This window comes from Vreelandella sp. GE22 (genome assembly GCF_968212445.1).
Genome location: NZ_OZ309110.1, coordinates 2,490,439 through 2,504,365, shown reverse-complemented (window position 1 = coordinate 2,504,365; position 13,927 = coordinate 2,490,439). Strand labels below are relative to the sequence as shown.

General features: G+C 58.1%; 16 protein-coding genes. 14 read left to right on the top strand and 2 right to left on the bottom strand.

The genetic code is table 11. The features are described from left to right. Positions 1-80 precede the first annotated feature (80 nt). Both ACWHRL_RS11770 and ACWHRL_RS11765 read left to right on the top strand, forming a co-directional pair. Positions 81-377 (top strand): hypothetical protein, encoded by a 297-nt coding sequence (locus tag ACWHRL_RS11770; RefSeq protein ID WP_447529314.1) that lies wholly within the window; start codon positions 81-83, stop codon positions 375-377. Between the two features lie 200 nt (positions 378-577). Further along, entirely contained in the window at positions 578-880 is a 303-nt protein-coding gene (locus ACWHRL_RS11765) for a DUF6482 family protein (protein WP_447529313.1), read from the top strand. 24 nt (positions 881-904) lie between these two features. Here the strand turns inward: ACWHRL_RS11765 and ACWHRL_RS11760 are convergent, their stop codons facing one another. Further along, positions 905-1,309 (bottom strand): thiol-disulfide oxidoreductase DCC family protein, encoded by a 405-nt coding sequence (locus ACWHRL_RS11760; protein ID WP_447893803.1) that lies wholly within the window; start codon positions 1,307-1,309, stop codon positions 905-907. Positions 1,310-1,511: 202 nt separating this feature from the next. On the opposite strand from ACWHRL_RS11760, the gene hemH reads away from it, so the two are divergent. The 11 genes from hemH (at position 1,512) to rloA3 (ending at position 12,488) form a co-directional block, all read left to right on the top strand. Further along, the gene (gene hemH / locus ACWHRL_RS11755) at positions 1,512-2,594 is read left to right on the top strand and encodes a ferrochelatase (protein WP_447529311.1); all 1,083 of its coding nucleotides are present in this window, start codon (positions 1,512-1,514) and stop codon (positions 2,592-2,594) included. Positions 2,595-2,799: 205 nt separating this feature from the next. Continuing rightward, complete coding sequence (locus tag ACWHRL_RS11750; protein ID WP_447893802.1) at positions 2,800-5,148, top strand: putative monovalent cation/H+ antiporter subunit A; 2,349 nt, start codon at positions 2,800-2,802, stop codon at positions 5,146-5,148. After that, positions 5,141-5,572, top strand: a complete 432-nt coding sequence (locus tag ACWHRL_RS11745) for a Na+/H+ antiporter subunit B (protein ID WP_447529309.1) — start codon at positions 5,141-5,143, stop codon at positions 5,570-5,572. Before ACWHRL_RS11750 ends, ACWHRL_RS11745 begins: the two co-directional genes overlap by 8 nt. A gap of 18 nt (positions 5,573-5,590) precedes the next feature. Further along, entirely contained in the window at positions 5,591-5,938 is a 348-nt protein-coding gene (locus ACWHRL_RS11740; RefSeq protein WP_447529308.1) for a Na+/H+ antiporter subunit C, read from the top strand. Beyond that, positions 5,935-7,476: a Na+/H+ antiporter subunit D gene (locus tag ACWHRL_RS11735; RefSeq protein ID WP_447893801.1), complete on the top strand. Its 1,542-nt coding sequence runs from the start codon at positions 5,935-5,937 to the stop codon at positions 7,474-7,476. The genes ACWHRL_RS11740 and ACWHRL_RS11735 overlap by 4 nt, the downstream gene beginning before the upstream one ends. Continuing rightward, complete coding sequence (locus ACWHRL_RS11730; RefSeq protein WP_447529306.1) at positions 7,473-7,946, top strand: Na+/H+ antiporter subunit E; 474 nt, start codon at positions 7,473-7,475, stop codon at positions 7,944-7,946. Before ACWHRL_RS11735 ends, ACWHRL_RS11730 begins: the two co-directional genes overlap by 4 nt. Further along, positions 7,946-8,215, top strand: a complete 270-nt coding sequence (locus ACWHRL_RS11725; RefSeq protein WP_447893800.1) for a monovalent cation/H+ antiporter complex subunit F — start codon at positions 7,946-7,948, stop codon at positions 8,213-8,215. The genes ACWHRL_RS11730 and ACWHRL_RS11725 overlap by 1 nt, the downstream gene beginning before the upstream one ends. Next, positions 8,208-8,609: a monovalent cation/H(+) antiporter subunit G gene (mnhG, locus tag ACWHRL_RS11720; RefSeq protein WP_447893799.1), complete on the top strand. Its 402-nt coding sequence runs from the start codon at positions 8,208-8,210 to the stop codon at positions 8,607-8,609. The genes ACWHRL_RS11725 and mnhG overlap by 8 nt, the downstream gene beginning before the upstream one ends. A 373-nt stretch (positions 8,610-8,982) precedes the next feature. Beyond that, complete coding sequence (locus ACWHRL_RS11715) at positions 8,983-10,533, top strand: DASH family cryptochrome (protein WP_447893798.1); 1,551 nt, start codon at positions 8,983-8,985, stop codon at positions 10,531-10,533. Positions 10,534-10,631: 98 nt separating this feature from the next. Further along, positions 10,632-11,888: a lytic murein transglycosylase gene (locus ACWHRL_RS11710; protein ID WP_447893797.1), complete on the top strand. Its 1,257-nt coding sequence runs from the start codon at positions 10,632-10,634 to the stop codon at positions 11,886-11,888. A gap of 42 nt (positions 11,889-11,930) precedes the next feature. Next, on the top strand, positions 11,931-12,488 hold the full coding sequence (gene rloA3 / locus ACWHRL_RS11705) for a retropepsin-like aspartic peptidase RloA3 (RefSeq protein ID WP_447529301.1): 558 nt from the start codon (positions 11,931-11,933) through the stop codon (positions 12,486-12,488). Between the two features lie 109 nt (positions 12,489-12,597). On the opposite strand, the gene ACWHRL_RS11700 is transcribed toward rloA3, so the two are convergent. Next, positions 12,598-13,311, bottom strand: coding sequence for a 16S rRNA (uracil(1498)-N(3))-methyltransferase (locus ACWHRL_RS11700; RefSeq protein WP_447529300.1), 714 nt, complete (start codon positions 13,309-13,311; stop codon positions 12,598-12,600). 134 nt (positions 13,312-13,445) lie between these two features. Here ACWHRL_RS11700 and phaR point away from each other — a divergent pair, with 134 nt between their 5' ends. Next, entirely contained in the window at positions 13,446-13,907 is a 462-nt protein-coding gene (gene phaR, locus ACWHRL_RS11695; protein ID WP_447893796.1) for a polyhydroxyalkanoate synthesis repressor PhaR, read from the top strand. Positions 13,908-13,927 lie beyond the last annotated feature (20 nt).

Below are 13,927 nucleotides of genomic sequence, written 5' to 3'. Positions count from 1 at the left end.
GGTTTGATGACCGCCGATATGAAAGCGGTCGTTAAATTCAGATATTGAAAAACAGATGTCAGCAACACAGGAGTAGCAGCATGGCGGGTGGTGGTTTCAAGCGGGGTAACCGCAAACGTCTTCCCAAGCTGGAAGGGCGAGGGGAGCTCGAGTCGCTGGAGCGCGAAGGTCCTTTCAAGGAGTGGCTGGGCATGCCGGATCTTTACCGCTACTACCTGGTGGTGAACGGTGAATCCTTTAGCTATCAAACTGAAGATGGCGAACTGCCCGTGGTCGTAGGCGATAAGGTCGTGTTCCGCTACAAGGAAACCAAAGGCGGCAACTGGATCGACCGTAATTCCCTGGGTAAAGCGATCGATCCTTCGCAGTACCAGTAGCGCAGTCCCCGTAAAAGGGCCGTGGGTCGCGTTTAACCATTCGGTCAGGAACTCTTTTGTTAGGTGGGCGTCTTAGCGCCTTGGTGCAGTGACAAAAGCGCAGTTCGAGAATTTGCGCTAACGTTACAATGTACGGTAACAATAATGTCATGGGGAGGCGTCACGCTGTGCCCCATGACCCCTAACAAAAGGAAGGATCCATGGATTTAAACGCACTCAAGGGCTTCGTCGAAGAGTCCGATAACTTCGAAATTCGCGTCATTACCCATTCGGGTAGCCGCTTTTATCAGGTAGAGCTCGAAGATGTCGAGGGCAGCCGCCACATGCTGACCCGGCAGAATAAGCCGATGCTGTTCCGCTCCCTCGACGATGTCTATCTCGAGTTAAAGCGTGCCGGTATTCACCGCGCCTACCTGGTTCAGCACGTGCCCCACGATGAAATGATCGGCCGCGCTGCGCACTATAGTGAGCCACTCACCTCGCGGATGCCGCTGGTTTTCTAATACCCCTGGCGCTGCTTTAATTTTTCACCCACCCGCAACGAGTTTTTCGTACCACTGCCCCAGCCGTACACGGTGGCGGGCAAATAAAAGGTAGCCTGCATTCATCACCCCGCGCAGGCCCGGCAAGCAAGAAAGCCAGACCCATCGCCGGTAGCCCAACACTGAATAGAGGGCCCGGCTCGCATCCATTCCGATATACCACGCCCCGTTGTTGTCGAGTACGTGCAACTTCCCCATGAGCGCATCGAAAGCCGGCCCCGAAGGCATGGGCTCGAAACCTTCCGCGCGAATATCGACAAGCTCCACCCTATTGCGATGATGATGTTTGGAGAGCCAGGCGACCTCTTTTTGACAAAACGGGCAGCGGCCATCGTAAAAAAGCGTGACCGGCGCGGCGGCGTTTTTGGCGGCGTCGAAAGAATTTTTCATGGTGTTACCGGCCTTTATAGCCTTGAGTGAAGGGGGCTGTCCGTAGCACGGCCTGTTTTAGTGGGAGCTTACGCAAAAGAGTTCGGCCTGGACATAATTGAATCCGTAGTTATACAAATAATGTTAATAGTATAACTTCATACCGCGAATTTGCTGAAAAGTGGTAAGCTTTCGCTACTAAAAATCTTCAGGAGCGATGGCCATGAATGAGACCGTTCAGACAGATCAGCCAGGTGAAGGGCGCCTGATGCACGCGCCGGCGTCGCATCCGCCGGTGGCGCGTAAAAAGGTCGGCGTGGTGCTGGCCAATCTGGGTACGCCGGATAATACGGACTACTGGTCCATGCGGCGCTACCTGAACGAGTTTCTGTCCGACAAACGCGTCGTGGACTACGCCGACTGGAAATGGCAGCCGTTATTACAAACCATTATCTTGACCAAGCGGCCCTTTGCCTCGGGTAAGGCGTACAAGAGCATCTGGAATACGGAAAACGACGAAAGCCCGCTTTTGACCATTACCCGCGCGCAGACCGACAAAATCGCTCGGCGTTTGAAGGCGCTCTACGGCGATGACGTCGAGGTGGATTTTTGCATGCGCTACGGTAATCCGTCGACGCCCAGCGTGCTCAACGCCATGCAAGCGAAGGGGTGCGAGCGGATCGTCTTCTTTCCGCTTTATCCGCAGTACGGCTCGCCCACCACGGCCACGGCCAACGACCAGGCGTTTCGTAGCCTGATGAAAATGAAGTGGCAGCCTGCGCTGCGTACCGTCCCCGCCTACTTTGACCACCCGAGTTATCTCAGGGCGCTGGCCAACTCGGTAGAAGAGGCGTATAGCGGTTTCGCGACCCGGCCCAGCAAGCTGGTGGCAAGCTACCACGGCGTCCCTGAGCGTTACTTGATGGAAGGTGATCCCTATCACTGCCACTGCCAGAAAACCACGCGGCTACTGCGCGAAACCCTTGGCTTCGATAAAGAAGAGATCGACACGGCGTTTCAGTCTCAGTTTGGCCCGGAAAAGTGGGTCGGACCGCAAACCGTCGAGCACGTGGCCGAACTTGCCCGCCAAGGACACAAGCATATAGCGGTTATTTCGCCGGCGTTTTCGGCGGACTGCGTTGAAACCCTTGAGGAAGTCGAAGAGGAGATACGCGAGGGCTTTATCCACGCGGGTGGCGAGACCTTTAGTTATATTCCCTGCTTGAATGATCGCGACGATCATATCGATGCGCTGGTCGAGGTGATCAACACCGAGCTGGGAGGGTGGCTTTCAACGCCGCGTTAAGAGAATAATATAAGGAAATTCAAGCATTAAGATAGCAGGCTAAGTGAATTTTCGGGCGCGTGCTTGCAGGCGCTCGATGGCAACCCGCGGCTTGCTGTTATAAGGTTTACGCCTTTAGTATCACAGTTATTCAACGCTGCGGTAATGGAGTCGCCGCGACATGTGTGCCCATCGTCCTGGGCATCACTCAGGGAGAACACGTTAGATGCAGCTCGCCATTTTGCTAGGTTTTTTACTGGCCGCTTCAGCCCCCTTGATGAACCGCTGGTTCGGGCAGCAGACAAGCTTCTTGCTGGCCCTGTTTCCTGGTGCCATCGCGGTGTGGCTTTTAAGTCAGGCGGGCAGCATCTTCACAGAAGGCCCGCTGCTTTTAGAGTGGCAATGGGTGCCTTCACTGGGCATCAGCCTGACCTTCATGATCGATGGCCTATCGCTGCTGTTCGGTCTTTTGATTACGATCATCGGTACCTGCGTGCTGGTTTATGCCGGCGGCTATCTGAAAGGCAGCCCAGACATCGGGCGTTTTCACGTGGCGATGCTGGCGTTCATGATGTCGATGCTGGGCCTTGTCATGGCCGACGGGCTGTTGACGTTATTCGTGTTTTGGGAACTGACCAGCATTACGTCGTACCTGTTGATCGGCTTTAACCATACCGATCTACAGGCGCGTAACTCAGCACGGCAAGGCCTGTTCGTAACGGTGGCGGGCGGGCTTGCGCTAATGGCCGGGCTGGTGCTTTTGGGTATTGCCAGTGGGTCCTGGTCGTTCTCCGAGATACTGGCTGGAAGCGAAGACCTTCGCGAGCACGCGCTTTATGTACCGATGGTGGTCTGTCTTCTGTTGGGTGCGTTTACCAAGTCCGCGCAGTTTCCGTTTCACTTCTGGCTACCCAATGCCATGGCCGCACCTTCGCCGGTGTCGGCCTATCTGCATTCCGCCACCATGGTCAAAGCGGGTATCTACCTGATGGCGCGCCTGCAGCCAGAGCTTGGTGGCACCGAGCTTTGGGTATGGACGCTGTCGCTGGTAGGCGCGTTCACCATGTTTACCGGCGCCTTTTTGGCGATCCACCATACCAATATCAAAAAGCTGTTGGCGTACTCCACCATCATGGCGTTGGGCACGCTGACCATGCTGTTGGGTATTGGTACCGACTACGCCATGACCGCCTTTGTCACCTTCATGCTGGCCCACTCCCTGTACAAAGGGGCGCTGTTCATGGTGGCGGGGATTTTGGACCACGAAACCGGCACCAAGGACGTGACCGAGATGGGGGGGCTGCGAACGGTGATGCCGGTGACTGCCACGATTGCGTTCGTCACCGCGCTTTCGCTTTCCGGGGTGCCGCCGCTATTTGGCTTTATCGGCAAGGAGCTGATGCTCGAAGCGGTGCTCGGTGCAGAGGGCTTTCAGGCGGTGCTTTTGGGGCTTGCTTTCGCCTCGGCGATCATGACCATCGCGGTGGCGGCCATCGTCGCACTGCGCCCGTTCTTCGGCAAGTATCGGCCAACGCCGATCGAGCCCCACGAGGCGCCGCCGAGCATGCTCATTGGCCCGGCGCTGCTTGCCTTTGGCTCGCTGTTTTTCGGGTTGGCCCCCGCGTTTTTCGGCATCGACGCACTTTTGACCGCGGCGGCCAGCGCCATCGTGGGAAGAACCCTCGAGGTGTCACTGTCGCTTTGGTACGGCGTCAACGCCGCGCTGATTCTGTCGGTCGTGAGTCTGGCGCTGGGCTTTTTGCTCTTCAAACGCTGGGATAGCGTGCGTGGCCGGCTCAGCGTGCTGGCGCCGATCCAGCGGCGCGGGCCAGAGGCGGGTTACGAAGGCGCTATGAACGCGATCGTGCGCTTCTCCGAGTGGCAGACCCGCATTCTGCAAAACGGCTATATGCGCAACTACATTCTGGTCATGTTGGTGGTGTTGATCGCGCTGGTGGGCTATTCGCTGCTGGTGCGCCATACGCCGCTTTTGAGTTTCGAGCTGGACGTACGCTTTCACGAGCTCATCGTGGTGGGCACCATGGCGATGGGCGCCATTTTCGCGACCATTTCGCGCTCCCGGCTGGGCGCGGTGGTCTCGGTGGGCATCATGGGCTTCTCCATCGCGCTGATCTTCATCCTCTTTAGCGCGCCGGACCTGGGCATTACGCAGCTGCTCGTCGAGACGCTGACGGTCATTTTGCTGGTGCTGGTACTGTTCAGGCTACCGCGCTTTTCCAATCTATCGACCAGCCTTGAGCGCGTGCGCGACGGCGCGATCGCCACGGCGATGGGCGTGTTGATCTTTTTGCTGGTCATGACGGCGTGGAGTATCGACCAGTTCGAGTCGATCTCGACCTACATGGTGGAGAACAGCGCGCCACTGGCGCATGGGCGCAATATCGTCAACGTGATTTTGGTGGATTACCGGGCGCTGGATACGCTAGGCGAGATGTTCGTGCTGGCGCTGGCCGCGATCGGCGTGATCGCCATGCTCAAGCTTCGTCATACCGCGCCCGAAGAGGCCAAGGCCAGTGACGATAAAGCGGCGGCCAAGGAGCCTATCGATGGTTAAATCAGGTACGATCATCCTCAACACGGCGGCGCGTTTTTTGATGCCGCTGCAGCTGATGTTCTCGGTGTTTCTATTGTTGCGCGGCCACGACGAGCCGGGCGGTGGCTTCATCGCCGGGCTGGTGGCGGCGGGGGGCTTTACGCTGTATTTGTTTGCCTTTGGGGTAAGCGCCACCAAAGAGGTGCTGCGCATGCTGGACCCGCGGGATTTGATCGGCATTGGGCTGTTGCTGGGCATGATTTCCGTCGTGCCCGCCTGGTTTCTCGATCAGCCCTTTTTGACTGCCCAGTGGTGGACCATCCCGATCATCGAGTTCAAGGCGTCGACCCCGCTCATTTTCGATGTCGGTGTGTATCTGGCGGTGCTGGGCTCGGTGGTGGGTATGGTCATGGCATTGATGGAGGTGGATAAAGATGAACCTTAACGAGCAGGGAGGCCGTTTATGGAGCCGATAATGGCCCTGGCGATCGGGCTTTTATACGCCACCGCCGTCTTCATGATGCTACGCCGATCCATCGTCAAACTGGTGATCGGGCTGCTGCTTTTGTCCAACGCCGCCAACCTTTTGATCTTTACGACGGCGGGGATGACCCGCGGCGCGCCGCCGCTTATTCCCGAAGGTATGTACCAGCCGCTTGGCGAAGTGGCCGACCCACTGCCCCAGGCGGTGGTGCTAACCGCCATCGTGATAGCCTTTGGCGTGCTGGCCTTTGCCGTGGTGTTGATCCGCCGCGCCTACGAAATCGTCAAGGCAGACGACCTGGATAAGATGAAGGATACCGACACGTGAGGCCTGAAGTTGCACTGCCCGTTTTACTTCCGCTGTTGTCCGGGGCGCTGTCGCTGCTTTTCTGGCGCTCGCGCCCGATGCAGCGCTTTCTTGCCGTGGCGGGTAACGTTGCCTTGCTGGTCGTAAGCCTTTGGCTGTTCGTCTCTGTGTTGAACGACGGCTACGTGACCATGCAAATGGGCAGTTGGCCGGCGCCGTTCGGCATTACGCTCATCGCCGATATGCTCAGCGCGGTGATGATCCTGATGACCGGTATCATCGGCCTGGCCATGGGGATCTACTCGCTGGCCTCGACCGGGCGCGGCCACGAAAAATTCGGCTACTACCCGCTGATGCACTTGCTGCTAGCGGGGGTGGCCGGCGCGTTTTTGACCGGCGATATCTTCAACCTCTATGTCTGGTTCGAGGTCATGCTGGTGGCGTCCTTCGCGCTTCTGATTCTGGGCGGGGAGCGCGCGCAGATGGAGGGGGCGATCAAGTACGTGACCCTCAATCTTTTGGCCTCGGTGATCTTTTTGACCGCCATCGGCCTTTTGTACGGCACCGTGGGCACGCTCAACATGGCCGATATCGCCGTGCGCATCGAACAGCTCGAGCATTCAGGCATGGTCGAGGTGTTGGCGGTGATGTTCATGGTCGCCTTTGGTATCAAGGCCGCCGCCTTTCCGCTGTTCTTCTGGCTGCCCGCTTCGTATCACACCCCGCCCGTGGCGGTGTCGGCGCTGTTTGCCGGTCTTTTGACCAAGGTGGGGGTCTACTCGCTGTTTCGCGTTTTTACCTTGATGTTCGATCAAACCATGGGCTACTTGCAGGACATCATGCTGTGGGGGGCGGTGCTGACCATGGTGACCGGGGTGCTGGGCGCCGCTGCGCAGTACGAATTCCGCCGTATTTTGTCCTTTCATATCGTCAGCCAGATCGGCTACATGATTCTCGGGCTGGCGATATTTACGCCGCTGGCCATCGCCGGCGGGGTGTTCGCGATCATGCACAACATCGTGGTGAAGACGAATCTGTTTTTGATCAGCGGTATCACCCATCGGCTGCAGGGCACCTACCAACTCAAGAAGATGGGCGGGCTTTACCGCCAGTCGCCTGGGCTTGCCGTGGCGTTTTTCGTCTCGGCCTTTTCGCTGGCGGGCATACCCCCGCTTTCCGGCTTTTTTGCCAAGTTCGTGCTCATTCGCGCAGGCCTTGAGGCCGAAGCCTACGTTGCCACCGGGATTGCGCTGGCGGTGGGGCTAATGACGCTCTACTCCATGGTGAAAATCTGGAACGAGGTTTTCTGGAAAGCGCTTCCCGAGGATAACGAGGTGCCCGCGGCGCAAACGCCCGTGGGCGATGATGGGCGACTTCTCAAGCCAAGTCTTTGGATCATGTATCTGCCCGTGATCGTGTTGGCGTTCATGTCGCTTGCCATCGGTCTCTTCGCCGAACCGATCATGCAGGTCATGACGATTATCGGCGAGCAGCTCTTCAACCCGGCAGGCTATGTGGACGCCGTACTGGGCGGCGCGCTTGGGGAGGAATTGCCATGACCGGTGCGATTTGGAATTTGCTGCTCGGCCTTGCCTGGGTGCTGCTGAGCGGCGACTTCACCGGCCTTAATCTGCTGGTGGGGATGATCTTTGGCTATATCGCGCTGGTGCTGATCGAGCACCAGGTCGATGCGCTCAAGGGCTATCCCGCGCGCATCCCGCGCATCATTCGCTTTCTCGGGTTTTTCATCAAGGAACTCATCCAGGCGAACCTGCGCGTCGGGTTCGATATTTTGACGCCGCCCTGGCACATGAAGCCCGGTGTGATCGCCATGCCGCTGTCGGCGCGCACGGAGATGGAAATCACCATGGTGGCGAACCTTATCTCGCTGACCCCGGGAACCCTGAGCCTGGACGTCTCCGACGACCGGCGGGTGTTGTATATTCACGCCATGTTCCTCGACGATGAGGACGAGCTGCGGCGCAATCTCAAAGAGATGGAGCACCGCGCACTGGAGCTATTTCGCTAATGAGTACCGTCATTTTAATTAGCCAGATCATCATGGGGCTGGCGCTGGTGCTTACCTTCGTACGCGTGGTACGCGGGCCGAGCCTGCCGGACCGTGTCGTAGCGCTGGAACTGTTCTCGACCACGGTGGTGGGGCTGGTGGGGGTTTATGCCGTCCAGTCCGAAGTGGCCAGTTTTCTGGACGCCGCCATCGTGATCGCGCTGATGGGCTTTCTTGCCGCGATCGGCTTCGCCCGCTTTTTGGAAAGAGGAGGGCCGCGGGATGATTGATGTCATAAAAGGAACGCTGCTGCTGGGGGGCTCGCTGTTTATCCTGCTGGCCGCGATCGGGCTTTTGCGCCTGCCGGATCTTTTGACCCGTATGCACGCCACCACCAAGGCCGCCGCGCTCGGCGTGATACTGATCATGCTAGCGGCGGCCATGCACTTTGCCGAGGTCGGGGTGGTGGCGCGCTCCTTTGCGATTATCCTGTTCATTCTCATGACGGCGCCGGTGGCTGCCCATGTTATCGGTCGGGCGGGCTATTTCGTGGGCTCCAAACTATGGAGTGGCACCGTCAAGGATGAGCTCAAGCCCAACTACGATCCGTTGACTCACGAGCTTAAAAGCGGGCTGGAAACCCACGAAAATGCCAAGCGGCCACCTCGTGCCAGCGACCCCTGATCCACCAACGCTTGATCGATGCTAGCGTAAAAAGATGAAACGATAAGTTTTCAATTAACTTATGCTAATGAATTAAACCGCTTCTTATGAAGCGGTTTTTTTGTATCCGTTTGACCCAAAGCGAAAAAACATGGACACTGTCCATGTACAATAATAGTATTGTATAAGATAACCTGTTCAGCTATTACGCTTGACAGCGTCGAGACACTCCATAGACATGCCCCGGATCTGGTTATTAAGCCCACGATGACCGCGTTCTATGCCCGCATCCATACATGAAGTCGTATTGGACGCCAAGCTGTTTGGCGCGCTACAGCGGATCACGCCGCCCATGCACACCCAGCCAGCAGAGCACGCTTAGGAGGCACCTGACATGAATTTAACGACCGATATTGTTTGGCTACACGACAATTTACGCGTGGCGGATAACCCGCTATTAAGATTCGACGCGCGGCCGGATCAACTTATCTGTCTCTATGTGCTGGATGAGCGCTTGCTCGAACCCTGCCTTTGCGGAGAGCAGACGCCGCGCTTGGGGCCTGCGCGGCTGCGTTTCATATGGCAAAGCCTGATGGAGCTTCGCGGCGAACTCTTGCAGCGCGGCAGCGACCTTCTGGTACGTGTCGGCGACCCCGCCTCGACGGTTGTAAAGCTTGCCAGTGAGTATCAGGCGCGCAGTGTAAGGGTAGCGACACACTCGGGTTACGAAGAGGCTGAGCACATCAGCCGCGTGGCCGAGTCGTTGCCTTCACCCAGCGTGCTTGAATGCATGGAAAACGGCTATCTTTTCGACCAGCAAGATCTTCCCTTCGCATTGGAGGATATGCCGGCCAGTTTCTCGGCATTTCGCCAGCGCCTGGAAAAACACTGGGAGGTCTCGGAAGCGCTCGACGCCCCCTTTACGCTGCCAGGCTGGCCCGCAAATGCCTCCCGCGGCTTTCCACCGCTCCATGCCGTGAGCGAAGAAAGCGCTTTTTGGCAGCCAGATAACCGTCAGGGGTTCAATTTCGTCGGGGGGGAAACAGCGGCCCGTAGCCGTCTCGATCAGTATCTTTGGCAGCAAAGCGGCGCCGAGTCCTATAAAAAGACGCGTAACGGTCTTTTGGGCGCCAACTTCTCGACCCGGTTTTCCCCTTGGCTTGCTCGCGGCTGTCTTTCGGCGCGTCAGGTTTACAAGGAAATCAAGGCCTGGGAGAAGGTGAACGGCGAGACCGAGTCGAGTCAGTGGATCGTTTTCGAGCTTCTCTGGCGCGACTACTTCCATCGTAACGCTCAGGCCGAAAAGGCCAGACTTTTTGGCGGTGAAACGCTGCCAGAACCCTGCGACAAATTCGACCTCTGGCGGGAGGGCAGTACCGGCGTGCCGTTTATTGACGCCGCTATGCTCGAGCTCAGCCAAACCGGATGGATCTCCAGCCGGGCGCGCCAAAACGTAGCCAGTTTTCTGATCAAAGACCTTGGCGTCGACTGGCGCCTTGGGGCCTGGTGGTTCGAGCACTGCCTGGTCGATTACGATGCAGCCAATAATTGGGGCAACTGGAGCCACCTTGCCGGTACCGGCCGCGATGGGCGCAAGGACCGCTACTTCAACGTGTTGAAACAGGCCAGGCACTACGACCCCAAAGGGCTTTACGTCGCACATTGGCTGCCTGAGCTTGCATCCTTCGAACTCAGCTCGAAACGCCACCAGCCGTGGCGCTGTGCGCCAAAGACGTTCGAGCCTCCCTGTGTGTCACCCCGGGAGTGGAGCCGGTGGTTGCTTGACGAACCCGTGCCGGGTGCTTTTGAGCCCAAAGAGCCGTTGAAATCCGATGAGGGTCGCGAAGAAGTCTCTTGTACCGAAACCAAGCTGACCCGTTCATTGGAGAAACAGGCTGTCCAGAGCCGCCAGCCCGTCGAAGAGCCTGAAGAAGCCGAAGAGTAGGGGAGTGCTAGCCGCTTTCGTTGACTTCATTAGCTGGTAAGTACTGCCAATCCAGGCCATTATCGATCTCTGCCAAGGATTGCCCGGAGATTGATACTATGTCGTTGAAAGTTAATATATTAGCAGGTTATCGAGGTCTGCAAGTAGGCGCGCTTACCCTGGCCGTTGGCGGTTTGCTGGCCGCGACACCTGTTCAAGCGAACCTTCAGCTAATGAGCGAAGTGGATGCGCGCGGGGCCCAGCAGCTAAGCGCAGCCAGCTTCAACCAGTGGCTCGAGGATTTTCGTCGCTACGCGCGCAGCCAAGGCATTAGCGAGGCGACGCTGTCAGAGGCTTTCGACGGTTTGCGCTACCGCGAGCGGGTCATCGAACTCGATCGTTACCAGCCGGAGTTCGTTCGGCCCATTTGGGCCTATCTGGACTCCGCCGTCTCCGATGCACGGGTAAGCAATGGGCGGGAGAAGCTCCAGGCGCATCGCCAAACCGCTGACCAGATGCAGAGCCGTTTTGGCGTGCCCGCCGAGATCATCGTGGCCATCTGGGGCATAGAGAGCAATTACGGCAGCAACTTTGGCGACTTCTCTACCCTCGAAGCACTCGCCACGCTGGCCTTCGACGGCCGTCGCCGCGAATTCGCCCGCAACGAACTTCTTGCCGCGTTGCGTATTATCGATGAAGGCGATATTTCCGCCGAGCAGATGAAAGGTTCCTGGGCCGGGGCCATGGGGCATACCCAGTTTATTCCTTCGAGCTTTGAAGCCTATGCCGTCGATGGTGACAACAATGGCCGCCGCGATATCTGGGGCAGCATCCCCGACGTCATGGCCTCCACCGCCAACTACCTTGCCAAGGCCAACTGGCAGCCCGGTAAGCCCTGGGGGCGCGAGGTGATCCTGCCCGATGATTTCGACTACGCGCAAACCGAGCGTCGCTCGACGAGCGAATGGGCAAGCCAGGGCGTGCGTGCGGTCAAAGGCGAACTACCGGGCTTCGACAGCGGAGCGATCATCGTGCCCGCGGGTGCCCAGGGCCCCGCGTTTTTAGTCGGGCCCAACTTCCGTTCGATCCTGCGTTACAACAACGCTACCAGCTACGCCCTCGCGGTGGGAACGCTGAGCGACGCCATCGCCGGGCGCGCGGGTATTAGTCAGGCCTGGCCGCGGGATGAGGCACCTTTAACGCGGGACGATGTCAGAACCCTCCAGCAGCGGCTCAACGCGGCTGGCTACTCGGTCGGCACGCCGGACGGCATTATGGGGCCCAACACGCAAAGCGGTCTGCGCACCTTTCAGCGTGACCAGGGCCTGACGCCGGATGGCTTCGCCACGCAGTCGCTGCTGGAGCGTCTTCGCTAACGGCGGCGCAGTACGGTAATTTTTACTCAAGGATGACACGCAATGAGCAAGGCTTTTTTTAAAAAAGTGAGCGTTTTCGCACTCACGGGCGCGGTACTGGCCAGTACCAGTGCCTTGGCTGATGAGCGTAAAGTGTACGGCTGGGTCGAAAATGCGCTGATCGACTCTTGGGATATTACGGTGAAGGCGAAGCTCGATAGCGGCGCCTTGACGTCTTCGCTTGATGCCCGGGATATCGAGCTTTTTGAAAAAGACGATGAGGACTGGGTGCGCTTTCGTCTGCAGTTAGAGGACCAGCAGAGCGGCGACACGTTTAGCGATGAGATCGAGCGTCCGCTGTATCGCGAGCTGACCGTGCGCGGCGCTGGCGGTAAGGATGACCGTCCGGTCGTGCTGCTGGATATCTGCATGGGGGATACGATCTATGAAGAGCAGTTTAGCCTTCGCGACCGTGACGAAATGAACTATCCCATGCTATTGGGCCGGCGCAGCATTGGCCATCTGGGGCTTCTCGATGTCGAAAGCACCTTCCTGCAGAGCCCGGACTGCGGCGATGATGCCGAGTACGTGGCCCACGATCCCAGCGAAGACGAGGAGTAAAGGCATCTGCAGCGTTAGCGTTATGCAGTAGATACCAGGCGTACAGGCCAGGCGCCTCGCTTGACCTGTACTGAGGCGCATAGGCGCTGCGCTAAACATAGGCGTTGCGCTAAAAAAGCTTCGAAAGTAGCGCCGTCACGGCGGTCTCCACCCGTAGGATGCGAGGGCCCAAATGGATGCCCTCGCAGCCTGCCTCCAGCAGTTTCTCCACTTCCCAGGGTATGAATCCACCTTCTGGCCCGACCAGCAAAAGCGTTGGGTCGGTAACGCCGCGCGGGCAAGCATTGCGCATGCCTGGATGGGCCAAAAGACCGTGGTGCTCGGCCAAAAGCGTCGGCAACCGATCTTCCAGAAAGGGTCTAAATCCTTTGGCCAACGAGATGTCCGGCAGGATCGTATCCTGGGTTTGCTCCAGGCCTAGAATGAGGTGCTGATGTATTTTATCTGGTGTGAGTTCCGGCGACTGCCAGTAGCTTTTTTCCACGCGTTTCGTGTGCAAAAGGGTGAGGTGTTTGACTCCCAGCGCCGTCACGTGCTCCAGGGTGCGGGCCAGCATACGCGGGCGCGGTAGCGCCAATACCAGATGAACGGGAAGCGGCGGCGGCGGCGCTTGCGTAAGCGTCGTCACCTTGAACACCGCGCGCTTCTCGTCGAGTTCCAAAAGCACCGCCTTGCCCACGCAACCGCCGAGCACGCCGACAGTAAACTCGTCGTTCACCTGGGCGCGGTGAACGCGCGTCAGGTGTTCCAGGCGGCGGGTGTCGGTCAGGGTAGCGCGCCAGTCGGCGCCAAGCTCGTCGGGGGCAAGCAGTATCAGGTTCATGAGGCTCATCGAAATAGGACTGGATAAAGCGCCGAGTGCAGGTTGTCGCCTCACTTGGCTTGCATGCGTGCGCGTTGCAGGCACAATACCAGCAACGGCGGCAAAAGCCTTTACCGCGTTTAAGGAGATGCGCTGTGCGCGTGATTCGCAAATATGCCAACCGGCGATTGTACGATACTCAGCAGAGCCGGTACGTAACGCTTGAAGACCTGCGGCGGTTGATTATCGACGAAGAGCCATTCCGGGTCGAGGACGCCAAAAGCGGTGAGGATCTGACGCGGACGATTCTGCTATCGATCATCATCGAACAGGAGCAGGCCGATAATAATTCCGAGGTTTTTTCCAACGATCTTTTAGCGCAGCTGATCCGTGTCTACGATATGTCGTCGCCGCTGCCGTTGTCGCGCTATCTGGAGCAGGGCACTCAACTGATGCTGCAGCAGCAAAAGCGGATGCAAAACCAGTGGCAGCAAGCGCTCAAAAACTCGCCCATGGAGCTAATGCGCGAGCTTGCCGAGGAGAACATGCGTTTTTGGCAAAGCGCGCTGAATAAGCCAGGGCCGGCGGATGACGACAATGATAACGAGCGCTCCTAGCGCCACGCTACAGGTTTGCT